This window comes from Pseudonocardia sp. ICBG1034 (genome assembly GCF_020131375.1).
Lineage (GTDB): Bacteria > Actinomycetota > Actinomycetes > Mycobacteriales > Pseudonocardiaceae > Pseudonocardia > Pseudonocardia alni.
The window spans coordinates 870113-892406 of sequence record NZ_JAHLEK010000023.1; the positions used below are offsets into that span (position 1 = coordinate 870113).

The following is a 22294-nucleotide window of genomic DNA, read 5'->3' on the forward strand; positions in this document are numbered from 1 at the left end:
CGGGTTGCGACACTGGGGTCATGAGCACCGGCCCCGTCCCGCCCGCCACCACTCCGGACTCCACCGACGTGCTCGTCGTCGGGGCGGGACCGGCCGGGTCGGCGGCGGCGGCGTGGGCGGCACGGCACGGGCTCGACGTCGTCCTCGCCGACTCCGCCACCTTCCCCCGCGACAAGGCCTGCGGTGACGGGCTGACCCCGCGCGCGATCGCCGAGCTGGGGCACCTGGGCCTCGGTGGCTGGGTCGACTCGCACGGCACCAACCAGGGGCTGCGCGCGCACGGGTTCGGGCAGGTCCTGGAGCTGCCGTGGCCGGGCGGGTCGCTGCCGGCGCACGGCTCGGCGATCCCGCGCACCGAGCTCGACGCGGGCATCCGCCGGGTCGCCCTGGAGGCCGGCGCGACCCCGATGGAGGGCGCCAAGGCCGTCGACGTGACGTTCGCCGGGGGCCGGGTCGACTCCGTGCTGTTCGACGACGGCCGCTCCGTCCGGTGCCGCAGACTCGTCGTCGCCGACGGGGCGCGCTCCACGCTCGGGCGGGTGCTGGGCCGGGAGTGGCACCAGGACACCGCCTACGGCGTCGCCGCCCGCGGCTACGTCACCTCCGGCCGGCACGACGACCCGTGGATCAGCTCGCACCTGGAGCTGCGTGGCGAGGCCGACGAGGTCCTGGCCGGGTACGGCTGGCTGTTCCCGCTGAACGACGGCCGGGTCAACATCGGCGTCGGCACCCTGGCCACCGACCGGCGCCCGGCGAACATCAAGCTGCGCGGCCTGATCGACCACTACGCGAACGCGCGCCGCGCCGAGTGGGAGCTCGGCCCGGAGGTCGATCTGGTCCGCTCCGCGCTGCTGCCGATGGGCGGGGCGGTGTCCGGCGTCGCCGGACCGAACTGGGCGCTGGTCGGCGACGCGGCGGGCTGCGTGAACCCGCTCAACGGGGAGGGCATCGACTACGGCCTGGAGACCGGCCGGCTGGTCGCGGAGCTGCTCGCGTCGGGCGCCGACCTGGACCGCGCCTGGCCCGCGACCCTGCGCTCGCACTACGGCCTGGCGTTCTCGATCGCGCGGCGGCTCGCCGGGCTCATCACGATCCCGCGGCTGCTGCCGCTGGCCGGGCCGGTCGGGATGCGGTCGCGGGCCCTGATGACCGTCGCGCTGCGGGTGATGGGCAACCTCGTGACCGACGAGGACCGCGACCTGACCGCCCGTGCCTGGCGGGCCGCCGGGAAGCTGTCGGTCCGTCTCGACGACCGGCCCCCGTTCCCCGCGGCCGACCTGCGCACACCGGTCACGGCGCGCTGAGGGCTCCGGGGCGGGAGGATCACCGGGTGGTGGCAGCGTGCCGTCCACCGGGGTGACCGGTTCCGGACGGTACGGTCGCCGCCAGGAGGTCCGCCACGACGGCGGACGGCCGGTGCACGCGCCCGCGGCCCGGCTGTACCAGCAGACCGGGAGGGCCCGTGACCCGCGGCGACGATCCGGAGCGCACCCGCAGGGATGCGTCCGACCCGTGGCGGACGGGGAACCGCCGGCAGCGGCCGCCGGGCGGCCCCGGGCCCGACCCCACCCGTCGCGTCGGCGGGGCCCGGCCCGCGCCGCGGCGCGCCGACGACGACCCGGCGACCCGCAGCAACGCGCCGGACGCCACCCGCCGGGTCGGCCCGCCCCCCGGCCCCGGCCGCCCGGGCCCCGGTGGACCGGGTGCCCCCGCGGACGGCACCCGGCGCCTCGGGCCCGGAGAGGCCCCGACCCACCACCTCGGCGCCCCGCCGACCGCCGCCCACGGCGCGCCGCGCCCGTCGCGCCCGGACGCGACCCGGATGATGCCCGCCCCCATCACCGAGCCCGAGCTGCTCGGCGGCCGGTACCGGCTGGAGGGGCTGCTCGGCCAGGGCGGGATGTCCGACGTGCACCGGGCCACCGACACCCGGCTCAACCGGCCGGTCGCGGTGAAGATCTTCGGTGCGGCCGACGATCCGAGCGCGGACCAGCGCTTCGAGCAGGAGGCGCAGGTCATGGCGAACCTGCGCCACCCGGGGCTGGTCGCGGTCCACGACTTCGCCGTCGAGGCCGACCGCGCCTACCTGGTCATGGAGCTCGTCGACGGGCCCACGCTCAAGGACGTCATCGCCCGCGAGGACCTGCCGCCCGAGGACATCCGCCGGATCGGCACCGAGGTCGCCCAGACCCTGGCCTACGTCCACTCGCAGGGCGTCACGCACCGCGACATCAAGCCGTCGAACATCCTCGTCGACTCCGACGGCCGGGCCCGGCTCGCCGACTTCGGCATCGCCGCCCTGCTCGGCGCCGACGGCCACACCGCGGCCGGCGAGATCATCGGGACGCCGGCGTACCTGTCGCCGGAGCAGGTCCAGGGCCGACCGGTCGGGCCGCCGACCGACGTGTACGCGCTCGGCCTCGTGCTGCTGGAGGCCTGGACCGGGCGGCAGGAGTACCAGGGCCAGGGGCTGCAGGGCGCCGCCGAGCGCGTGAACCGCGCCCCGGTGGTGCCCGCGGACGTGCCCGAACCGGTGCGGACGGCGATCGACCGGTCCACCGCGACCGACCCGCAGCGACGCCCGGACGCCCGCCGCGTCGCCGAGATCCTCTCCGAGCCGGCCGCCGTCGCTCCGCCGGTCGTCGCGCCGGAGCCGGAGCCCGAACCGCGTGACCTCGGCTCGTCGGGGATCGGCAAGTGGATCGCGATCGGCGCGCTGGTCGTCGCGCTGCTGGTGCTGCTCCTCGGGTTCCTGCTGTTCGGCAACGGCGACTCCGACACCCAGGCCCCGCCGACCACCGAGACCAGTGCACCGCCCACCACCGAGACGACGACCGAGGCCCCGACCAGCGAGAACGACGGCGGCATCCAGCTGCCGAGCAACATCCCGGGTCTGCCGTCGGGTCTGCCCTCTCTCCCGTCGAACCTGCCGTCACTGCCGAGCGAGCTGCCGTCGCTGCCGTCGAACCTGCCCGACCCCGGCCAGATCGGTCAGGACGCGCAGGGTTTCTGGGAGTCGATCCAGCGCTGGTGGTCCGGGATCACCGGGAACTGACGTGACCCGCCCGACCCGGTGCGGCGCGCGCCGGGCCGGGCGGGGACCATCGGAGGCGACACGGGCGCGGTACGTGCCCGGTGACCACCTGCGGAGGGGTTCTCGGTGAGCGCGAGCACGGAGCAGGCGACGACCGATGCGGCCGGTGGTGCGCAGCCCGCACCGGCGGCGCCGGCGCGGCGCGACCGCCGTGCCCTCCTGACCGCCCTCACGGTCGCCCTGGTGCTGCTGTGCGCCGGCGTCGCGGTCGCCGTCTCGATCGGCGACGACGGCTTCTGGCGGCAGAGCGGGCTGCCGGTGCCCGAGCCGGGCCTGAAGGCCGCGACGGTCGTCGCGAAGGTCCTGGCCGTCGCCGCGACCGCACTCGCCGCCGGGTCGCTGCTGGTCGGCGGCCTGGTCGCGGCGCCACAGGGGTCCGGGACGGTCGACGTCCACGGCTACCGTGCGCTGCGCCGGGGCACCCTGGCCGCCACCGTCGCCGGGGTGTCGGCGATCGCCGCGGGCTGGCTGTCGGTGGCCGACATGACCGGCAACTCCCCCGGCGTCCTGGCCTCGGTGGGCCCGTTCGGGTGGCTCGGCGCCGCCGCGACGATCGAGGAGCCGCTGGGCTGGGCGCTCGCCGGGGCGCTGCTGCTGCTCGTCGCCCTCGCGTCGGCGTTCTCGCTGAGCTGGAAGGCCGTCGCCGCGCTCGGGCTGGTCGCCGCGTGCGCGATGGCGGTGCCCGCAGCGGTCCACCCGGCCGCGACCGGAGCCGGGCACGACTGGAGCGGCGATGCGAACGTGCTGCGCGCCGTCGCCGGGACCGCCTGGCTCGGGCTGGTCGCCGCTCTGGTCGCGTTCCGCGTGCACGGCGGCGTCGTCGAGGGACGTACCGCGGGCCGGATCCGCGGGCTGCTCGCCGTCGGCGGGGTCGTGTACCTGGCGGGTGAGATCCTCTTCCAGCTGGTGGTGACCGACGCCGGTCCGCTCGGCGGGTCGGCCTACGTGCGGGTCGCCGTGGTCGTCGCGGTGCTGCTCCCGGCCCTGGTCCCGCTGACCGCGCTGCTGGTCCGCGGGCTCGTCACCGCCCCGGGCGGGCCGGCGCCGGGCCGGCTGCTGCCGGTGGTCGCGGTGCTGGGGGCGGTGGTGGCGACGCTGGGCGTCGCGAGCATCCGGCTGGTGCCGCCGCGGTTCGTCGTCGCCGAGGACTCGGCGCTGCAGACCCTGATCGGCTGGGACATCGACCGGCCGTTCTCGGCGCTCGCGGTGCTGACCGACTGGCGCTGGAACCTGCTGTTCGGCACCGGGGCGCTGGTGCTGGCCGGGCTGTACCTGATGGCCGTGCGCCGGCTCGCGTCCCGCGGGGTGGTGTGGCCGGTCGGGCGCACCGTCGCCTGGCTGCTGGGCTGCGCGACGCTGCTGCTGGCGACGTCGTCGGGGCTGGGCTTCTACTCCCCGTCCATGTTCAGCGTCCACATGATCAGCCACATGACCCTGAACATGCTCGCGCCGATCCTGCTGAGCCTCGGCGGCGCGGTCACGCTCGCGCTGCGGGTGCTGCGCCCGGCGGGGCGCGGCAACCCACCCGGCCCGCGCGAGTGGCTGCTCGCCGCGGTGCACTCGCGCGTCGCGAGGGTCATGACCCACCCGGCGTTCGCGGCGGTGCTGTTCGTCGGCTCGTTCTACGTCCTGTACTTCACCCCGCTGTTCGACGGGGCGCTGCGGTTCCACTGGACCCACCAGCTGATGAACCTGCACTTCGTGCTGGCAGGCTACCTGTTCTTCTGGCCGCTGATCGGCGTCGACGCCGCCCCGCACCGGCTGCCGCACCTGGGGCGGCTCGCGGTCATGCTCGCGACGATGCCGTTCCACGCGTTCTTCGGCGTCGCGGTGATGAGCTCCTCGACGGTGCTCGGGGAGAACTTCTACCGCCAGGTCGGGCTGCCGTGGCTGGACCTGCTCGACGACCAGCGCACCGGCGGCGGCATCGCCTGGGCGACCGGCGAGATCCCGATGCTGCTGGTGATGGTCACGCTGGTGGTGCAGTGGTCGCGCGACGACTCCCGGGAGGCGGCCCGCAAGGACCGGCAGGCCGAGCGGGACGACGACGCCGAGCTGAAGGCCTACAACGCGATGCTGGAGCAGATGCGCCGGGGCGGCTGAGCGCCGGTCGCGCTCACGCCGTCGCGGCGGTCGTGCCGGTGGACCGGCTGCTCGGCGGGGACCTCGCGTCGACCGTAGCGGGATCCGGACGCTCGGTCTGCTCCGCCGGACGATCCGATGGGCCGACGACCGTTCCATGGCGAAACCTGGGGGCATGACCGACACCCTCGTACCGACGACCCGCTCCGGGCGCACCGCCTGGGGCGCGGTCGCTGTGATGGCGATGACGAGCTTCGTGCTCGTCCTCGCCGAGTTCCTCCCGCCCGGCCTGCTGACCCCGATGGCCGCCGCGCTCGGGATCACCGAGGGCCAGGCCGGGCAGGCCGTGTCGGCGACGGCGTTCGTCGGACTCCTCGTCGCCCCCACGATCGGGGTGCTGCTGCCCCGGCTCGACCGCCGGGCCCTGCTGACCGCGCTCGCCGTGGCCGCCGTGGTCTCCAACCTGGCGGTCGCGGTGGCACCGAACTTCGTCGTACTGCTCCTGGCGCGGCTGCTCCTCGGGGCCGCGATCGGCGGGTTCTGGGCGATGTCGCTGGCCGTCGCGGCCCGGCTGAGCACGCCCGGGCGGCTCGGCCGCGCGGTGATGCTCGTGAACACCGGGACGACCGTCGCGACGGTGGCGGGGGTGCCGCTGGCCGTCCTGCTCGGGTCGGTGGCCGGGTGGCGGGCCGTGTTCGTCGGTGTCGCCGTGCTGTCCGCGGTCACCGCGGTCGCGATCCGGTCGGCGCTACCGGCCGTGGCCCCGGACGCCTCGGACGGTCTCCGGCCGCTGCTCGACACCCTGCGGGCGCCCGGCATCGGGCGCGGGCTCACCGGCCACGTGCTCACCGTCCTGGGGCACTTCGCCGCGTTCACCTACATCCGCCCGGCACTCGGGACCGTTCCGGGTCTCGACGCCGCCGGGGTGGCCGTGCTGCTGGCGGTGTTCGGCACGGGCGGCGTGGTGGGGGACGTCGTCGTCGGGCTGGTCGTCGACCGCCACCTGCGGGTCGTGCGCTTCGCGGTCCCGGCGACGCTCGCGGCCGGCGTCGCCGCGGTCGCCGCGTTCCCGGCGGCGCTGCCGGTGGTCGTCGTCGGCGTGGCCGTCTGGGGGTTGTCGTTCGGGGCGTGGCTGACGGTGGTCACGACCTGGATCGCCCGGGTCGCGCCGACCCGCATGGAGGCCGGGGGCGGCCTGCTCGTCGCCGGGTTCCAGCTCGCCATCACGATCGGGGCCGCCGCCGGCGGGCTCCTCGTGGACGGCCTCGGGGTGCGCGCGACCCTCGCCGGTGCGGCCGTCGCGGCCGCGGTCGGCGGCCTGACCTTCGGCTCCGCCCCGCAGGACCCGCCCTACGGCGCGGGCGAGGACCGGACCGACGAGCGCCACCGGGACGGCGACATCCCGGACTCCCGGCGGAACGCCCGGGCGAACCCGAGCTCGGAGCGGTAGCCCACGCGGTGGGCGACCTCGGCGACCGTGGCGCTGCCGTCGGCCAGCAGCGCCCGGCCGGCGTCGACCCGGGTGGCGGCCAGGTAGTCCGCCGGGGTCCGGCCGACGACCTCGGCGAAGCGGGCCGCGAAGACCGCCCGCGACATGGTCGCCTCGCGGGCCATCTCGGCGACCGTCCAGGGGCGGGCCGGGTCGGTGTGGATGGCGTGCAGGGCGCGGGCGACCCGGGGGTCGAGCGCCGAGGCGAGCCACCGGTCGGTACCGGCCGGCTGCTGCTCGACCCACATCCGCACCGCGGTCACGGCGATCGTGGTGGCGATCCGGCTGCAGATCACGGTGTCGCCGCTGCGGACCCGACCGCCGACGGTGCTCCACCCGCACTCCATCCCGCGGACGAGCGTCGCCATGCCGGGCTCGGCGGGCCCGAACGCGCGGGCGACGAGTGCGGGCGGGAGCGTTCCCTCGCCGCGGGAGCGGGCCGGGGCACCGGCGAACACGACGGCGGTGAGGTCCGCCCCGTCCTCGCCGCGGACCGTCAGGTCCCCCGGCCGCGGGACCAGGACGAGGTCCCCCGCCGCGACGGCCGTCCAGCAGCCGGTCGTCGTGCGGACCGAGGCGCGGCCCTCGTGCAGGAAGACGAACCCGGCGGCGTCGCGGAGCACCGTGGCCGTCGCGCCGTCGGTCACCCGGGAGCGCCGGGACCGTTGCAGCTCCCACTCCATGCCGGCCAGCATCCGGTCGAGACGGGTGTCGATCGCATCGGGCAGGGGTGCGGTCACCCCCGGATCAGCCGCGGGACGGGTCGCCGTATTCCGGCGACCACGCCCGTCCACACCCTCCGGCGGCCGTCCACACCCGCTGCGACGGGTGTGGGGACCGGTCAGGGGGTGTGGACCGTGGGCTCCACGTAGTCGGTCGACTCCTCGCCGACCGGGGTGCGCGTCCCGCCGAGGGTGCCGTCGGCCCAGCTCGCCGCCTTCCGCAACCGCAGGCTGTTGGTGACCACCAGGAACGACGACAGCGCCATCGCGGCCCCGGCGAGCAGGGGGTTCAGCAGGCCCGCCATCGCGATGGGGATCGCCGCGGTGTTGTAGCCGAACGCCCACCACAGGTTCCCGCGGATGGTGCCCATCGTGGCGCGGGCGAGCTCGACGGTCGCCGGGAGCACGCGCAGGTCGTCGCGCACGAGCACGACGTCGGCGGCCTCCAGGGCGACGTCGGTGCCCGAGCCGACGGCGATGCCCAGGTCCGCCGCGGCGAGAGCGGCGGCGTCGTTCACGCCGTCGCCGACCATGGCGACGGTGCGGCCCTGCGCCTGCAGCGCACGGACCTGGTCGACCTTGCCGTCGGGCAGCGCCCCGGCGACGACCTCGGTGATCCCGCAGGCCCGGGCGACGGCGTGCGCCGCGGCGGGCCGGTCACCGGTCAGCAGCACCGGGCGCAGCCCCATCGCGACGAGCTCGGCCACCGCGACCGGTGCGGACTCCTTCACCGGGTCGGCCAGCGCGACCAGCCCGGCGAGGGCGTCGTCGACGTGCACGGCGACGACGGTGTGCCCGGCCGCCTCCCACTCCGCGAGCCGCGGCGCGAGCGCGCCCGTGTCCTCCGGGGGGCGCCCGACGGAGACGGTGCGGCCGTCGACGGTGCCGCGGGCGCCGAGCCCGGGCAGCGCGACGAAGTCCTCCACCGCCGGGACGTCCGGTCCGGCGTGGGCCCGGATCGCGGCGGCGATGGCGTGTTCGGACCCGCTCTCGACCGCGGCGGCGCGGGCCAGCACCTGCGCCGCGTCCGCACCCGGGAGGGCGGCGACCTCGACCACGGCCATCCGTCCGGTCGTCAGCGTGCCGGTCTTGTCCAGGACGACGGTGTCGGCGGCCCGGGTGGTCTCCAGCGCCCGGTGCCCCTTCACGAAGATCCCCAGCTCGGCGCCGCGGCCGGTCGCGACCATCAGCGCGGTCGGCGTCGCCAGCCCCAGCGCGCAGGGGCAGGCGATGATCACCACGGCGATCGCGGGCGCCAGTGCGCCGGCCCAACCGGCGCCGGCCAGCAGCCAGCCCCCGAGGGTGAGCAGCGCCAGTGCCAGCACCACCGGCACGAACACCGACGACACCCGGTCGACCAGCCGCTGCGTCGCGGACTTCTCGGTCTGCGCCCGCTCGACGGCCGCGATCATCCGCGCGAGCCGGGTGTCCGCGCCGACCTGCTCGGCGACGACGACCAGCCGCCCGCCCGAGGCGATCGTGCCGCCGGTGACGGCGTCGCCCGGCCCGACCTCGACCGGGACCGGCTCGCCGGTCATCGCACTCGTGTCGACGGCGGCCCGCCCGGTCTCGACGACGCCGTCGGCGGCGACCCGCTCGCCCGGCCGCGCCAGGAAGCGGTCGCCGACCCGCAGCCGTCGCACGGGGATGCGGGACTCCGTCCCCCCGGACAGAACGGTGACCTCGTCGGTCTCCAGCGCGGCGAGCGAGCGCATGACACGCCCGGCGGTACGGCGGGCGCGGGCCTCGAAGTACCGCCCGGCCAGCACGAACGTCGTGACCCCGGCGGCGACCTCGAGGTAGAGCGGGCCGGAGGGGTGCAGCACCGCATCCCACCCGGTGAGGGTCTGCCGGGTGTCGAGGAAGGCCATCTCCCCCAGTGACCAGGCTGACGCCGAGATCACGCCGAGCGAGACGAGGGTGTCCATCGACGTCGTCCCGTGGCGCAGGTTCAGCACGGCGGTGCGGTGGAACGGCCACGCCGCCCAGCCGACGACGGGCAGCGCCAGCGCGACGACCACCCACTGCCAGTACGGGAAGCGCAGCGACGGGACCAGCGACATCGCCAGCGACAGGTCGGCCAGCGGGATGAACAGGATGAGCGCGACGGCCATCCGGGTCCGCAGCCGGCGCAGCGCGGAGTCGTCGGAGGTGGCCTCGTCGCCGGTGTCGGTCGGGCGGATCTCGGTGGCGCCGTAGCCGGCCTTGCGGACCGTCTCGACCAAGGTCGCGACCGGGGTCGCCGACGGGTACCGGACCAGCGCGCGCTCGGTGGCGAGGTTGACGGTCGCGTCGACGCCGTCGAGCTTGCCGAGCTTGCGCTCGACCCGTCCGACGCAGGCCGCGCAGGTCATGCCGTCGATCTTGAGCTCGACCGTACGGACGTCCGTCTCCCCCACGGTCCGGTCCACGGCGCTGTCGGTACTCACGACCCCATGGTTCTACACGCGATCGAAGATCCGCCACCCGGGCCCCTGACCTGCGGGGACCGGCGCCCCGCCGAACCGTTGCGGGGCGACAGGGCGTACAACTGGTCGTCGGGAGTGGGGGTACGCGGACGTCCGAGGAGGAACCCTGATGGCCACCGGGAAGCGGAAGGCGGCGGCGAAGAACCCGCTCACCGCGAGGAAGGGACCGTCGCAGTTCACGGTGATCGCGCTGATCGTCGTGGTGGCCTTCGCCGCGGTCGTCGGTGTCGGCGTCTACTGGAAGAACTCCGGCGGCGGGATCGCGGTCCCGGCGAACGCGTCCGCGCAGGGCGTGACCGTCGGCAACGAGGCGGCCCCGAAGACGATCGACATCTACCTCGACTTCCAGTGCCCGATCTGCAAGCAGTTCGAGGCACAGGCCGGGCAGACGCTCGACCGGATCGTGTCCTCCGGCCAGGCGAAGATCGTCTACCACCCGATCGCCATCCTGGACCGGGCGTCGTCGACCCGGTACTCGACCCGTGCGGGCGCCGCGGCCGGATGCGCCGCCGCGGCCGGGGTGTTCCCGCAGTTCGAGAAGGAGCTCTACGACAACCAGCCCGCCGAGGGCGGCGCCGGGCTCCCGGACGAGCAGCTGGTCGCGCTCGGGCAGAGGGCCGGCGCGGGCGGCGACTTCGCCCAGTGCGTCGACGACCAGCGCTACGCGCCGTGGGTCACCCAGATCACCCAGCAGTCGCTGCGCGACGGCGTGTCCGGCACCCCGACCGTGAAGGTCGACGGCACCCAGGTCGACGCGACCCCGCAGGCCGTCGCGCAGGCGGTCGCCGCGGGCTGAGGCCCGGGGCCGCCGGGGTGCGACGACGGGACGCGGGTCAGGGAGCGCTGCCGCCCGCCGCACGCCACCGGCGGACGGCATCGGTCACCGCGGGACCGAGCGACCGCGACAGGTTCCGGTCGCGATACGGCGAGCGGCTGTCGCGCAGCACCGGCGCGCCCGCGTTGACGTCCTCGGCGAGGCGGCCGAGGTAGGCGTGCCCACCGGCCTCGTGTGCACGGCGCTCGCCGTCGTCGAGCTCGACGAGCATCGCGTAGCCGATGAAGCTGTGCTCGCAGTTCACATCGAGGTAGAGGCGGTCGCCGTCGCGGAGCAGGAACCACCAGTGCGGCTCGTGGTCGACGACCTCCATCACGCCCCGCAGCGTAGGGGACCCGGTCGGCCCGGGACGCCTGTCCGCAGGTCAGCCGGGCCGACGCAGCGGGCAGTCCAGCCGGGGGCAGCTGCGGAGGAGCAGCTGCCGTTCCTCCCAGCGGTCCCGGCGTTCGGCGGCGACCCGCTTCCACTGGCGTCGCTGGTTCTCGGTGTCCATCGACATGCCGATGAGCACGGAGAACCAGATGAGGGCGAGGACTCCGCCGACGAGGATCAGCGAGGTGGTCATGGTGTGCCACCTCCGCTCCGGTGCAGCGGGGTGGGGATCTCGGGACCGTGTGTGGTGCCGTCATGGTCGTGCATGGCGCACCCCCTTCAGCGGCGGTGACCGCTGTCCAGGATCTGGGAGCTGAGTATGCGGTGCGAACGTCCGGCTGCACCAGACTGAAAGCAACATCCGGTCTGCAATTGCAACCGCGATAGCATCGCCGGGGACCATCCGCAGGAATCACCGGAGGACGTGTGGTCATGACCGCGGCACACGGCCCACTCGTCATCCGCAAACGTCTGGGCTGGGCCCTGAAGCAGCTCCGCGTGGCGCGCCATCGGCAGCTCTCGGAGATCGCGAAACTCCTCGAGGTGTCGGCCTCGAAGTTGTCCCGCCTCGAGACGGGTCAGGTGGAACCGAAGTTCCGTGACGTCCGCGATCTGCTGGAGATCTACGAGGCCTCGGACACCGAACGCGACCGCATTCTCGGATGGGCGAACGACGCGAAGGCTCCGGGCTGGTGGGAGCCGTTGGGTCCTGCCCCGTCCGGGGTGGACCTCAACATGCTCATCTCGTTGGAGGCGGAGTCGCGCGCCAAGAGCACCTTCAGCATCCCGATCTCCGGACTGCTGCAGACCGAGGAATATGCACGATTGCTCCTGACCGAGGTGTTCGCCGGGCAGGAGCACGTCGAGATCGAACGCATGATGGAGATCCGGATGGGTCGTCAGAATGTGATCGAACCGGACCGGACAGAGGCACCACCCCTCGAGCTGCACGTCCTGCTCGACGAGGTCGCCCTGCACCGGTGCGCCGACGAGGAGGTGCTGCGGGCACAGATCGGCGAGCTGATCCGCCGGGGCGACCAGCCCAACATCACGTTGCAGATCCTGCCGTTCCGCGCCGGCTGGACCAGCGCGACCAGCACGTTCTCCGTCTTCACACCTCGCCATCCCGAGACGGACTGGCCGATGGTCAACGTCGAGGGCACGGAGAACGACGTCTTCATCGACACTCCACAGGCCGTCGCCGACTACCAGCAGATCTGGCAGCGGCTCCTCGACCAGGCCATGTCCCCGGACGACAGCCGGAGGATGCTGGATCGGAGATTCGCGGGACGGTCCTAACCGCGCAGGCGGTCGAGGTCGAACTCGCCGTTCTTGACCCCACGGACGAAGGCCGACCACTCGTCGTCGGTGAATCCGACGACGACCGCCTCCGCGGTCGTCGACCGGACGCGCACGCCGATCGCGTCGGCCGCGACGGCCACGCATTCACCCTTCGCACAGAAGGAACTGGTGACGAACTGACCGTCGGACACTCTCGACCTCGGCTTCGCATCTCGCCGGTCGGGGCCGGCAGCACTGTCGGTGAGGGGGAGCGACACCGACGTCTCGCACAACGAGTGGGGGCCGGGCGAGTTGTTCACTCGTTCGTTCCGGGCGCTCGGTCCGTTAGCGGCATTCCGCAGCCGTCTCCCGCCCGTCACACAGGACCGACAGCGGCAGTCGGACGACAAGGGGTTCAGCCCTGGGTGGCGATCTCACTCGGCGTCGCCGCCACCCGGTTCTCCGCCCGCCGGATCAGCACGATCCCCCCGAGGATCAGCACCCCACCGCCCACCTGGACCAGGGTCGGCACCTGCGCGATCAGCACCCAGGCCGCCAGCACCCCGAACATCACCTCGGACAGCCCCACGAACGACGCGACGCGCGTGTCGAGCCGGCGGATGGCGATGATCCCCGTGAGGTACGGCAGCGCCGTCGCGAGCACGACGAGCATCCCCAGCAGCACCGGCCAGGGCACGTCGACGCCCGCCAGCCGGCCGCTGGACTCCCCCACCCGCCACGGCGTGATGCCCAGCAGACCGGTCACGGTGAGCGCCACCGCACCCACGACCATCGCCCCGGAGATCATCAGCAGCGGCGGGACGCCGCCCTCGTCGTCGCCGCCGGGCAGCAGGAAGTAGACGCAGACGCACACCGCCGCGCCGAGGCCCCACAGGATTCCCGTCAGGTCGACGCGCTGAGGTCCGAACGGGTCGACGACCAGCACGAGCCCGGCGAGTGAGACCAGGCAGCCGACGAGCGTCACCACGGCCGGGGTGCGCCGGGTCCGCGCCCAGGTCCAGCCGACGAGCAGCACGGGCGCGAGGAACTCCAGCAGCAGCGCGACGCCCACCGACAGGTGCTGCAGCGCCTGGAAGAAGCACAGCTGGACACCGGCGACGGCGGCCAGGCCGTAGAGCAGGACCTTGCGGGCGTTCGGCGCGCTGAGCGGGTACCGGCGCAGCATCACGACCGTGACCGGGAGCAGCAGGACGGCGGCGCCCGCGATGCGCAGCAGCGTCGTGAGCCCGGGCGACCAGCCCGCCTCCAGGAACGCCGCGCCGAGCGGTCCGGAGAAGCCGTATGCGGCGGCCGAGACCAGCGCCCACATCAGCCCGCGGACCATGTGATCCCGTGTCACGACCGAAGTACCCATAGACTCCTGACACTAGGAACCGACCATGTCAGGGGTCAACATGGAATTCGCCCATGACACCCAGGTGCTGCTCGCGGCGGCCGCGGCGCTGGTGAACACCCGTCGGGCCGAGCCGGACCCGCTCGACGACGTGCCGGGCTTCGCGGCGTGGCTGGCCGAGCAGCCGTACTCGGGGCGCCGCGCCGGCTCCGACGACGAGCGCCGGGCCGTCCGTACGCTCCGCGAGCGGCTGGCCGGACTGTGGCCCGCCCACGGCGACGACGACGGGCCCGACCGCGACGGCACCGTCACGCTGGTCAACGCGATCCTCGCCGAGACCGACGCGCGCCCCCACCTCGCGCGGCACGACGGCTGGGACTGGCACCTGCACGTCACGCCCCAGGACGCGCCGCTCGCGGACCGGATGGGCGCGGAGATCGCGATGTCGGTCGTCGACCTGGTGCGCGGCGACGACCTGTCCCGGTTGCGCCGCTGCGCCGCCGAGGACTGCGACGCCGTGCTGGTCGACCTGTCCCGCAACCGGTCCAAGCGGTTCTGCGACACCGGCAACTGCGCGAACCGCGCGCACGTCGCCGCCTACCGCGCCCGCCGCGCCACCCGGACGCCCTGACATCCCGCCCGCCGTGTCGATCGGTACCTGAGCACGGTGCGCCCCGGTCGGGACCGCGCTCAGGTACCGATCGACGTCAGCTGCCGGGCAGGTGCTCGGTGAGCAGGGCGTTCACCTCGTCGGGGCGCTCGTAGTTCAGCAGGTGTGCCGAGTCGGAGACCTCGGCGTAGCGGGCGCCGGGGATCGCGTCGGCGATCTCGTGCAGCGACGACGGCGGCGTCGCCGGGTCGTCCGTCCCCGCCACGACGAGCGCCGGCACCGACACCGCACCCAGCTCGGCGCGGATGTCGAAGGCGCCGATGGCGGCGCAGCAGGCGGCGTAGCTCTCGTCGTCGGAGGCGCGCAGCATGTCCAGCAGGCGCTGCTCTCCGGCCGGGTCGCGCTGCGCCCAGGTCTCGACGTACCAGGTCCCGGGGCGGGAGCCGACCATCGCGGCGGTGCCGTCGGCCCGCACGGTCGCCGCGCGCTGCGGCCACGAGTCCGGGTTCGGGAAGCGCGCCGCCGTCGCCAGGACCGCGATGCTGCGCACCCGCTCCCCGCCGTGCACGCCGAGCCACTGGCCGATCGCCCCGCCGATCGAGACGCCGACGTAGTGGAAGTCCCCGATCCCGGCGGCGTCGGCGGCGGCGAGCGCGCCGCGGCCGAGCTCGGAGATCGTGAGGTCACCGGTGACGGGGGCCGAGTCGCCGTGGCCGGGCAGGTCGAACCGGACGCAGCGGAAGCGGTCGGACAGGGCCGCCACCTGGGCGTCGAACAGGTGCAGGTCGGTCCCCAGCGACGGGCCGAACAGCACGGCCGGTCCGTCGGCCGGACCGTCCACGACATGGTGCAGATCGAGTGCCATGTGCCCATCCTGCACCGGCTGCGGATCGCGGCCCGGGTTCGTAGGGTCACCGGCGAGGACGTGCGCCGTCGGAGCCGCTGGAGAGAGGACCGTCCATGGCCGAGCTCGAGACCTTCAGGATGCTCATCGGCGGGAAGCCGTCCGACGCGGCGTCCGGCCGCACCTTCGAGACGCAGAACCCGTTCACCGGCGCGCCGTGGGCGACCGTGCCGGACTGCGGCCCCGACGACGTCGACACCGCCGTCGCCGCCGCCCGCACCGCGCTCGACGGCGAGTGGGGCGCGATGACCCCGTTCGCCCGCGCCGCCTGCCTGCGCCGGCTCGGCGACCTGATCACCGAGAACGCCGAGGCGCTGGCCCGGACCGAGGTCAACGACTCCGGGAAGCTGTACCGGGAGATGATCGGCCAGCTGGGCGGACTCGGCGGCTGGTACCACTACTACGCCGGGATCGCCCCGACCATCGAGGGCCGCCAGATCCCGGCGCCGAACCCGAACTACCTGGTCTACACGCGCAAGGAGCCGGTCGGCGTCGTCGCGGCGATCACGCCGTGGAACTCCCCGCTGCTGCTGATGACCTGGAAGGTCGCGCCCGCGCTGGCCGCGGGCTGCACGATCGTCGTGAAGCCGTCGGAGCACTCGCCCGCCTCGACGCTCAGGTGGGCCGAGCTGATCGAGAAGGCCGGGATCCCGGCCGGTGTGGTCAACGTCGTCACCACGAACGACCGGGACACCGCCGCGCACCTGGCCGGCCACCCGGGCGTCGACAAGGTCGCGTTCACCGGCTCCACCGCGACCGGGCGGTCGATCGCGAAGGCCGCCGCGGAGAACCTGAACAAGGTCACCCTGGAGCTCGGCGGCAAGTCCCCGCAGGTCGTGTTCCCCGACGCCGACCTGGAGTCGGCCGCGAACGGGATCATCGCCGGCGTGTTCGCCGCGACCGGCCAGACCTGCATGGCGGGGTCGCGGCTGATCGTGCACGCCGACGTCCACGACGAGCTCGTCCGGCTCGTCGCCGAGCGCGCGGCGACGATCGCGCTCGGCGACCCGAACGCCGAGGACACCGAGATGGGCCCCGTCGCGAACGGGCCGCAGTACGAGAAGGTCCTCGGCTACCTGGAGACGGCGAAGGCGGAGGGCAACACCATCGCCTACGGCGGGGCCGCGGAGTCCGGGCTGGGCGGCTACTTCGTGCAGCCGACGGTGATCACCGGGGTGACGCCCGAGTCCACGGTCTACCGGGAGGAGGTGTTCGGCCCGGTGCTCGCGGCGCTCACCTTCACCGACGAGGACGAGGCCGTGAAGCTGGCCAACGACACCCCGTACGGCCTGGCCGGCGCGGTGTGGACGAAGGACGTGCACCGGGCGCACCGCGTCGCCGGACGGATCCGGGCCGGCACGGTGTGGATCAACGCCTACCGGGTGGTGGCGCCGAGCGTCCCGTTCGGCGGGTTCGGGCACTCCGGGCTCGGCCGGGAGAACGGCGTCGCGGCCGTCGAGGAGTACCTGGAGAACAAGTCGGTGTGGGTGGAGCTGTCCGGCGGTACCCGCGACCCGTTCACCCTCGGCTGACCCGGGACCCCCGGTCCGGGGACTCCTCCCAGCCCAGCCGTTCGGTCCAGCGCTCGCCGCGGTCGGCACGACGCGGGGCGGGCACGCGGGCGGCGGGGGTGTCGGTACGGGTCTCGGACGTGCTCATGGGGACCTTCCGTCGGCGGTGTGCACCGCCGTGCCCGGGGTCGAGGTCCCGGGCACGGCGGTCCTCCGGCACCGCGGCCAGGACGCGCGGGTCCGGCGACGGGGAGCGTCGCCGGATCCGGCGGCGTGTCGCGCGGCGCGGAAGTCGGGGAGCGACCACGGAACCGGTGCGGACCGCACGCTACGGACCGACGGGGGCCGCAGTTCGCGAGCTGAGACCCCGACCGGCGGACGGACCCGCGAGCGCGACGGATGGGAATGCGTTCGGCCGTCCCGACCAGTCGCGCCCGCCGTTCGCGCGCAGGGTTCTCAGCGGTCGCCGAACAGCCCGCTCTCGTGGGCGAAGGCGATCGCCCGGGCGCGGTCGCGGAGGCCGAGCTTGTCGAGCACCCGCCCGAGACGGGTCTTCACCGTCGTCTCGCCCAGGTGCAGGGCGGCGGCGACCTCGGCGTTCGACAGGCCCAGCCCGACCTCGCGCAGCACGTCGGTCTCCCGCGGGGTCAGCCGGGACAGCTCCTCGGCCCGGGCCGACGGGGCGGGGGCCTCGGCGTAGCGGGCGATCACCCGCGGCACGACGGCCGGGTCGAGGGCCCGCACCGCCCGGACCGCGGAGGCGGTGTCGTCGGCCTCCCCGACGACGTCGACGTCGGTCTCGCCGTCGAGCAGCATCCGCAGGCCCGCGCGGACCAGCGCCTCGTCGTCGCAGAGCACGACCCGGATCACGGTGTCCCCCGTTCCAGCGGGAAGCGGGCGTGCACGGCGAACCCGCCGCCCGGGCGCGGCCCGGCCGTCAGCTCGCCGCCGAACAGCTCGACCCGCTCCCGCATCCCGACCAGCCCGTACCCGGCCCGGTCCGGTCCCTGGGCGCCGGTGCCGTCGTCGTGGACGGAGACGACGAGCGTGCCGTCGGAATGGTCGACGACGACGTGCGCGGTCGCCGTCCCCGCGTGCCGGACGGTGTTGCTGAGGGCCTCCTGCACGATCCGGTACGCCGACCGGTCCAGGTCGTCGGGCAGGTCCCGCAGCCGCCCGCGGACGTCGACGACGACCGGGGTCCCGGCCGCCCGCACGTCGGCGGCGAGCTCCTCGAGCCGGGCCGGCGACGGCGCGGGCTCAGCTGCACCGGGCGCCTCCTCGCGCAGCAGCCCGACGACGCGGCGCAGCTCGTCGACCGACCGGCGGCCCAGCGACGGCGGGCCCGTCAGGCCAGGACCACCTGCCCTCCCTCGACCCGCACCGGTCGCGCGGTGAGCGGGGCCCGGGCGGGGCCGTCGAGCGGGGCCCCGTCGGAGACGGCGAACAGGCTGCCGTGGCAGGGACAGGAGATGCCGGCCGGGGAGACCTGGTCGACGAGGCAGCCCTGGTGCGGGCAGGTCGCGTCGAACGCCAGGACGGTGTCCGCGGCCGGGCGGGTCACGACGACCTTCTGCTCGGCGAAGACCCGGCCGCCGCCGACCGGGACGTCGTCGACGGCGGCGATGCCGGCCGGTGCCGCGGCGGCGCTGCTGCTCGGGGTGGCCGCCGCGGGGGCGGGGGTGGTCGGTGCGGGCGCGGCGGGGGCCGTGTCGCGCGGGGTTCCGTAGGTGGCGCAGCCCGCGGCGCAGCAGGCCACGGCGGACCCGGCGCCGGCGAGGAGCCGGCGGCGCGGGATCGGGGACACGGGGGACCTCCGGGGGACGGTGGGAGCGGTCGGGGGGTCAGAACGACAGGCCGTGGCCGGCGAAGAACCACAGCGCCGAGGTCAGCCAGACCCCGGCGAGGACGGCGAGCAGCACCCCGCCCGCGACGGCGAGCAGCCACCCGGGCGCGCCGGGGCGGCGCAGGAGCAGCATCTTGGTGACGAACGCGCCGTAGAACAGGCAGCCGAGCGCGGAGTGCAGCAGCGCCGACGTCGTCGCGCCGGACCAGCCGAACGCGTAGAGGCACTGCACGGCGACGGGCACGGTCACCAGCACCGCGGCGCGGCCCGACCAGCGGTGCGCGACCGCGGTGACCGGGTCGGCGTAGCCGCGCATCATCATCCGGCCGGTGACGCCCTGGACGATCGCGAGGACCAGGGCGGCCGAACCGAGCCACGCCTTGGCCGCGGCGCCGCTGGAGAAGCCGGCGAGATTGACCGCGACGCCGGTGCCGACGTGCTGGCGGGCCCAGACGCCGAGCGCGACCGCGACCAGCGACCCGACCACGACGGGGACGGCGACCACCCGCCACGACAGGCCCTCCGCCGGGACCGCGACGTCGGGGGCAGCCTCGGCGTCGGGGCGGCGACGGGCGCGCGCCGGGTCGGGTGCCGTCCCGCGGGACCGTCGACGGCCGGGGCCGCGGCGGTCCTCGGCCGGGGCGCCGGTGCGGACGTCGGCGCCGGCGGTCGCCCCGTCGCCCGTCCCGTCGTAGCGGCCGGGTTCGGCGTAGCCGGCGAGCGGTTCGTAGGCGTCGGGGTGGTCGGCCGTGCCTGCCGGCCGGCCACGGTGGTCGGCGTGGTCGGCGTGGTCGGACCAGTGCAGCCGGTCCGCGCCGGCGGGCCGGGAACGGCCGGGGGTGCTCCCGGACCAGGCCGTGTCGTCGGCGCCCTCGGACCATCCCGAGGGCGGGTCGTCACCGGCGGCCCGGCGCGGGCGGCCGGGACGCGCGGCCCCGGCGGCGGGCGCCGGGCGGCGCGGCGTGGTGACCCCGTGGGCGCCCGAGCCGCCGCCCGGGGGCGGGGTGAGCGGGCCGGTCGGGGTGAACAGGTCCCCTGCGACGGCGTCGCGGCGACGGTCGGCGGTGCCCGCCCACCGGTCCGCGCCGCCGTCGGGGTCGTGGTCGGGTGCCCAGGACGGCTCCGGGACGGCGGCCCAGCCGCCGCTGTGCTCGGGGCCGCGTGGGCTCGGGATGTCCGCGGGGACCGGGGCGAACCCGACCGGGTCGGTGAGCTCGCGGTCCGCGTGCCGCGCGCGGGGGGACATCAGTACCCACCGCCGTAGCCGCTGCCGCCGGTGGACGGGGCCGGCGCCTGGGCCGGGGCCTCGGCGGGTGCGGGTGCGGGGGCCGGCGTCGCGGCCGGGGCCGGGTCGGAGGCGTCGGTCCGGGTCGCGGTGAAGTCCCAGGACCTCCCGTCGGCGCGGGCGGTGCCGGTGGCGACGCCGTCGGCGACGGTGTACTCGACCTCCGCGCCGTCCTTTCCGGTCAGGCGGGTGGTGCCGCCGGGGGTGGCGGTGCCCTTCGTCCAGGACTCGATGCCGCGGTTGTCGCAGACGTAGGCCTTCACGGCGCCGTCGGTGACCCGGATGTCGACGGTGACCTCCCCGTTCGTCGACCGGCCCTTATAGACGACCTCGCCGGTCGCGGCCGGTGCCGGGGCGGCCGTCGGAGCGGGCGCCGCCGGGAGGGCGGACGAGCCAGCGGCCTGTTCGACGGCGGCGGGGGCCGCCGCGGGCAACGGTTCCGGTTCCGCGGTGAGCACGACGTTGGCCGTCGCGGCCCCGGCGGCGACCGCGCCCACGGCGACCATGGTCACGAGGGGTCCGGAGAGTCGCATGTCAGCCCACCTCGATCCGGACCGAGTCGAACGCGGGCGTCTGGTTGGCCCGCTGCATCATCGGGGTGCGGTGCGACCCGTCCCCCGCCCACGACGAGCACTGCAGCTCGCCGGTCTGCTCGACCCCGGGCACGTCGATCGTGACGCTGTCCGGCTGTGCCCCTCCACCGCCGTCCTCGGTGGCCTGGAAGAACAGCGGATCGGGCGACGAGTCCGGTGCCTCGCCCGGGTCGGGCAGGATCCGGCAGGCGGTGTGGAAGTGGCCGCGCTGGAGTCCCTGGCCGTTGAGCAGGGACGCCTCGGCGTAGTAGCCGCCCTGGGCCGCGGGGAGGAACCGGTCGCGGACCAGGTTCCGGGTGCTGACGGTCAGGCGGAACGACTCCCCGGGCCGGACCGTCGTCGGGGCCTGGGTGATGAGCAGCGACGGGCTGCGGTCGGCGTCGGCGACCTCGCCGAACGCGGTGGACACGCAGCGGGGCGCCTTCTGGAAGCCGTCGTGGGCGGTGAGCCGGCTGCCGGAGCAGTCGACGGCGAGGATGTCGAGCGCCGACTGCGCGCCCTTCTTCTCCCCGTCGCCCGCGTCGGGCTCGTCCCCCGCGCCGCCGGAACCCTGGTCGGCCGAGCCGCCACCGGCCCCGGCCCCGGCGCCGTCACCGGAGCCCGATGAGCCGGAGCCCGTGTGCCCGGCGTGGTCGTGCTCCCCGCCGCCCCCGGAGGAACTCCCGGATCCGGAGGCACCCTCGGAGGAGCCGGAACCTCCGGACGAGCCTGTCGAGTCGGACGGCCCGGAGGCGACGTTCGCCGGCCGGTCGCTCCGGTCGGCGGAGGCAGCCCCGGCGGCGTAGGCGGCGGGCCCGGCGACGAGCAGGCCCAGGGCGAGCGCGGTGACCGCGATCGTCCTGCTGCGGCTGGTGGTGGATCTCATCGGTATCGGCTCCTCGGGGCGGTGCGGTGCGCTCCGGTGGTGCGGGAGGGCGGTGCTCCGGTGTCGGTATCCAGGTCGAGGTCGTGGGGGGTGGCGTCGGTGAGGCCGGGCCCGGGATCGGGCTGCGGCCGGACGGGTGGCACGTGCGCCAGCTCGTCCCAGGGGTCGGGCGGGCCGACCGGCAGGGCCCGCCGGGCGCCGTCGCGGGGGTGGCGCGGGGCGGGGACGAGGGCGGCGGCCGGGCCGGGGGCCGGGCGGCCGCGCCGGTGCAGGGTCATGAGCAGCCCGCCCGCGGCGAGCAGCGCGACCCCGACCACCAGCGCCGGCACGACGACGTCGGACGCGGTGCGGGTCCCGGTCGGCACCGGGTCGGGCGGGGCGGGCAGCGCCGCGTAGTCGACCAGACCGGTCGACTCCAGGTAGCCGATGTGCCGGGTGACGTACACCGACGCCTCGTTCGCGAACTGCCGCACGAGCTCGTTGCGGGTGCCGACCTTGACGTCGGTGATCACCGGCAGGACCGAGCCGTGCGCGGCGCGCAGGATCTGCACGAACTGGCGGTCGTAGTCGGTCCCGGTGCGGGCGGTCAGGTCGTTCATCCAGCCGATCTGCTGGTCGTTGGGCCTGCTGGGCAGCAGGACCCCGAGCTGTTCTGCGGTGGAGCGGACCAGCTCGTCCAGGTCGTGGTGCTCGACGCCGAGTTTGCGGGCGACCTCGCGGACGGCGGGCGAGGTGGCCTGCTGCTCGCCCTGCTGCCCGGTCGGGGCCTCCCAGAGACCGGCGAGGCGCACCTTCTGCAGCAGGTCGCGGTCGGCGGGACCGAGCGGACCCCACCGGGTCTGCGTCCACCCCTGCTGCTGGTCGGTGGCGGCCGACGTCGCCACCCAGTACTGGGCGAGCACGACGGCGGCGACCGCGGCCAGTGCGGCGAGCACCGACCAGCGGAGCGGGCCGGGGATCCGGCGGGACATGGGTTCTCCTCC

23 protein-coding genes are annotated in these 22294 nt (G+C 75.3%); 8 read left to right on the top strand and 15 right to left on the bottom strand.

Translation table 11 applies throughout. From position 1 onward, the window contains the following. The first annotated feature begins 20 nt into the window (after positions 1-20). From KPF22_RS28545 to KPF22_RS28560, 4 genes are all read left to right on the top strand, one after another. Positions 21-1304 carry a geranylgeranyl reductase family protein gene (locus KPF22_RS28545; RefSeq protein ID WP_224403839.1) on the top strand — a complete coding sequence of 428 codons (1284 nt, stop codon included), beginning with the start codon at positions 21-23 and terminating at the stop codon, positions 1302-1304. Positions 1305-1462: 158 nt separating this feature from the next. Next, entirely contained in the window at positions 1463-3055 is a 1593-nt protein-coding gene (locus tag KPF22_RS28550; protein WP_224403840.1) for a serine/threonine-protein kinase, read from the top strand. 105 nt (positions 3056-3160) lie between these two features. After that, positions 3161-5197 carry a cytochrome c oxidase assembly protein gene (locus KPF22_RS33405; RefSeq protein WP_224403841.1) on the top strand — a complete coding sequence of 679 codons (2037 nt, stop codon included), beginning with the start codon at positions 3161-3163 and terminating at the stop codon, positions 5195-5197. Positions 5198-5351: 154 nt separating this feature from the next. Further along, on the top strand, positions 5352-6626 hold the full coding sequence (locus tag KPF22_RS28560; RefSeq protein WP_224403842.1) for an MFS transporter: 1275 nt from the start codon (positions 5352-5354) through the stop codon (positions 6624-6626). Here KPF22_RS28560 and KPF22_RS33410 read toward each other — a convergent pair. Continuing rightward, complete coding sequence (locus KPF22_RS33410; protein WP_224403843.1) at positions 6527-7405, bottom strand: helix-turn-helix transcriptional regulator; 879 nt, start codon at positions 7403-7405, stop codon at positions 6527-6529. The two genes, KPF22_RS28560 and KPF22_RS33410, sit on opposite strands and share 100 nt — an antisense overlap. Before the next feature lie 101 nt (positions 7406-7506). Continuing rightward, positions 7507-9816 (bottom strand): cation-translocating P-type ATPase, encoded by a 2310-nt coding sequence (locus KPF22_RS28570; RefSeq protein ID WP_224403844.1) that lies wholly within the window; start codon positions 9814-9816, stop codon positions 7507-7509. A 148-nt stretch (positions 9817-9964) separates the two neighbouring features. On the opposite strand from KPF22_RS28570, the gene KPF22_RS28575 reads away from it, so the two are divergent. Then, positions 9965-10651, top strand: a complete 687-nt coding sequence (locus tag KPF22_RS28575) for a thioredoxin domain-containing protein (RefSeq protein WP_224403845.1) — start codon at positions 9965-9967, stop codon at positions 10649-10651. Positions 10652-10688: 37 nt separating this feature from the next. On the opposite strand, the gene KPF22_RS28580 is transcribed toward KPF22_RS28575, so the two are convergent. Continuing rightward, complete coding sequence (locus KPF22_RS28580; protein ID WP_208826406.1) at positions 10689-11006, bottom strand: hypothetical protein; 318 nt, start codon at positions 11004-11006, stop codon at positions 10689-10691. A 48-nt stretch (positions 11007-11054) separates the two neighbouring features. Beyond that, positions 11055-11255: a hypothetical protein gene (locus tag KPF22_RS28585; protein WP_224403846.1), complete on the bottom strand. Its 201-nt coding sequence runs from the start codon at positions 11253-11255 to the stop codon at positions 11055-11057. A 239-nt stretch (positions 11256-11494) separates the two neighbouring features. Here KPF22_RS28585 and KPF22_RS28590 point away from each other — a divergent pair, with 239 nt between their 5' ends. Beyond that, entirely contained in the window at positions 11495-12361 is an 867-nt protein-coding gene (locus KPF22_RS28590; RefSeq protein ID WP_224403847.1) for a helix-turn-helix transcriptional regulator, read from the top strand. On the opposite strand, the gene KPF22_RS28595 is transcribed toward KPF22_RS28590, so the two are convergent. Together KPF22_RS28595 and KPF22_RS28600 are read right to left on the bottom strand one after the other, a co-directional pair. Continuing rightward, entirely contained in the window at positions 12358-12723 is a 366-nt protein-coding gene (locus KPF22_RS28595; RefSeq protein WP_308010480.1) for a DUF397 domain-containing protein, read from the bottom strand. The genes KPF22_RS28590 and KPF22_RS28595 overlap by 4 nt on opposite strands. Before the next feature lie 35 nt (positions 12724-12758). Next, complete coding sequence (locus KPF22_RS28600; RefSeq protein ID WP_208826415.1) at positions 12759-13703, bottom strand: DMT family transporter; 945 nt, start codon at positions 13701-13703, stop codon at positions 12759-12761. A gap of 55 nt (positions 13704-13758) precedes the next feature. Here KPF22_RS28600 and KPF22_RS28605 point away from each other — a divergent pair, with 55 nt between their 5' ends. Then, a complete protein-coding gene (locus tag KPF22_RS28605; protein WP_178376746.1) occupies positions 13759-14328 on the top strand; it encodes a CGNR zinc finger domain-containing protein in 570 nt (189 codons plus the stop codon). 76 nt (positions 14329-14404) lie between these two features. Here the strand turns inward: KPF22_RS28605 and pcaD are convergent, their stop codons facing one another. Continuing rightward, entirely contained in the window at positions 14405-15172 is a 768-nt protein-coding gene (gene pcaD / locus KPF22_RS28610; RefSeq protein WP_224403849.1) for a 3-oxoadipate enol-lactonase, read from the bottom strand. 95 nt (positions 15173-15267) lie between these two features. On the opposite strand from pcaD, the gene KPF22_RS28615 reads away from it, so the two are divergent. After that, complete coding sequence (locus KPF22_RS28615) at positions 15268-16743, top strand: aldehyde dehydrogenase (protein ID WP_224403850.1); 1476 nt, start codon at positions 15268-15270, stop codon at positions 16741-16743. On the opposite strand, the gene KPF22_RS28620 is transcribed toward KPF22_RS28615, so the two are convergent. The 8 genes from KPF22_RS28620 to KPF22_RS28655 form a co-directional block, all read right to left on the bottom strand. Then, a complete protein-coding gene (locus KPF22_RS28620; protein ID WP_208826422.1) occupies positions 16730-16870 on the bottom strand; it encodes a hypothetical protein in 141 nt (46 codons plus the stop codon). The genes KPF22_RS28615 and KPF22_RS28620 overlap by 14 nt on opposite strands. 308 nt (positions 16871-17178) lie before the next feature. Continuing rightward, entirely contained in the window at positions 17179-17592 is a 414-nt protein-coding gene (locus KPF22_RS28625; protein WP_224403851.1) for a response regulator transcription factor, read from the bottom strand. Further along, on the bottom strand, positions 17589-17939 hold the full coding sequence (locus KPF22_RS28630; RefSeq protein WP_208826424.1) for a sensor histidine kinase: 351 nt from the start codon (positions 17937-17939) through the stop codon (positions 17589-17591). Before KPF22_RS28630 ends, KPF22_RS28625 begins: the two co-directional genes overlap by 4 nt. Before the next feature lie 131 nt (positions 17940-18070). After that, on the bottom strand, positions 18071-18529 hold the full coding sequence (locus KPF22_RS33415; protein WP_224403852.1) for a Rieske (2Fe-2S) protein: 459 nt from the start codon (positions 18527-18529) through the stop codon (positions 18071-18073). A 37-nt stretch (positions 18530-18566) separates the two neighbouring features. Next, positions 18567-19814, bottom strand: a complete 1248-nt coding sequence (locus KPF22_RS28640; protein WP_224403853.1) for a DUF6529 family protein — start codon at positions 19812-19814, stop codon at positions 18567-18569. After that, positions 19814-20386: a hypothetical protein gene (locus KPF22_RS28645; RefSeq protein WP_224403854.1), complete on the bottom strand. Its 573-nt coding sequence runs from the start codon at positions 20384-20386 to the stop codon at positions 19814-19816. Before KPF22_RS28645 ends, KPF22_RS28640 begins: the two co-directional genes overlap by 1 nt. Before the next feature lies 1 nt (position 20387). Continuing rightward, positions 20388-21311 carry a hypothetical protein gene (locus KPF22_RS28650; protein ID WP_224403855.1) on the bottom strand — a complete coding sequence of 308 codons (924 nt, stop codon included), beginning with the start codon at positions 21309-21311 and terminating at the stop codon, positions 20388-20390. After that, on the bottom strand, positions 21308-22282 hold the full coding sequence (locus KPF22_RS28655) for a DUF4142 domain-containing protein (RefSeq protein WP_224403856.1): 975 nt from the start codon (positions 22280-22282) through the stop codon (positions 21308-21310). Before KPF22_RS28655 ends, KPF22_RS28650 begins: the two co-directional genes overlap by 4 nt. Positions 22283-22294: the final 12 nt, after the last annotated feature.

Excerpts from the sequence above, each read along its gene's own strand:
- KPF22_RS28545 (WP_224403839.1), top strand. The coding sequence starts at position 21 with ATGAGCACCGGCCCCGTCCCGCCCGCCACCACTCCGGACTCCACCGAC.
- KPF22_RS28560 (WP_224403842.1), top strand. The coding sequence starts at position 5,352 with ATGACCGACACCCTCGTACCGACGACCCGCTCCGGGCGCACCGCCTGG.
- KPF22_RS28575 (WP_224403845.1), top strand. The coding sequence starts at position 9,965 with ATGGCCACCGGGAAGCGGAAGGCGGCGGCGAAGAACCCGCTCACCGCG.
- KPF22_RS28585 (WP_224403846.1), bottom strand. The coding sequence starts at position 11,255 with ATGACCACCTCGCTGATCCTCGTCGGCGGAGTCCTCGCCCTCATCTGG.
- KPF22_RS28590 (WP_224403847.1), top strand. The coding sequence starts at position 11,495 with ATGACCGCGGCACACGGCCCACTCGTCATCCGCAAACGTCTGGGCTGG.
- KPF22_RS28605 (WP_178376746.1), top strand. The coding sequence starts at position 13,759 with ATGGAATTCGCCCATGACACCCAGGTGCTGCTCGCGGCGGCCGCGGCG.
- pcaD (WP_224403849.1), bottom strand. The coding sequence starts at position 15,172 with ATGGCACTCGATCTGCACCATGTCGTGGACGGTCCGGCCGACGGACCG.
- KPF22_RS28615 (WP_224403850.1), top strand. The coding sequence starts at position 15,268 with ATGGCCGAGCTCGAGACCTTCAGGATGCTCATCGGCGGGAAGCCGTCC.
- KPF22_RS28620 (WP_208826422.1), bottom strand. The coding sequence starts at position 16,870 with ATGAGCACGTCCGAGACCCGTACCGACACCCCCGCCGCCCGCGTGCCC.
- KPF22_RS28640 (WP_224403853.1), bottom strand. The coding sequence starts at position 19,814 with ATGTCCCCCCGCGCGCGGCACGCGGACCGCGAGCTCACCGACCCGGTC.
- KPF22_RS28645 (WP_224403854.1), bottom strand. The coding sequence starts at position 20,386 with ATGCGACTCTCCGGACCCCTCGTGACCATGGTCGCCGTGGGCGCGGTC.
- KPF22_RS28650 (WP_224403855.1), bottom strand. The coding sequence starts at position 21,311 with ATGAGATCCACCACCAGCCGCAGCAGGACGATCGCGGTCACCGCGCTC.
- KPF22_RS28655 (WP_224403856.1), bottom strand. The coding sequence starts at position 22,282 with ATGTCCCGCCGGATCCCCGGCCCGCTCCGCTGGTCGGTGCTCGCCGCA.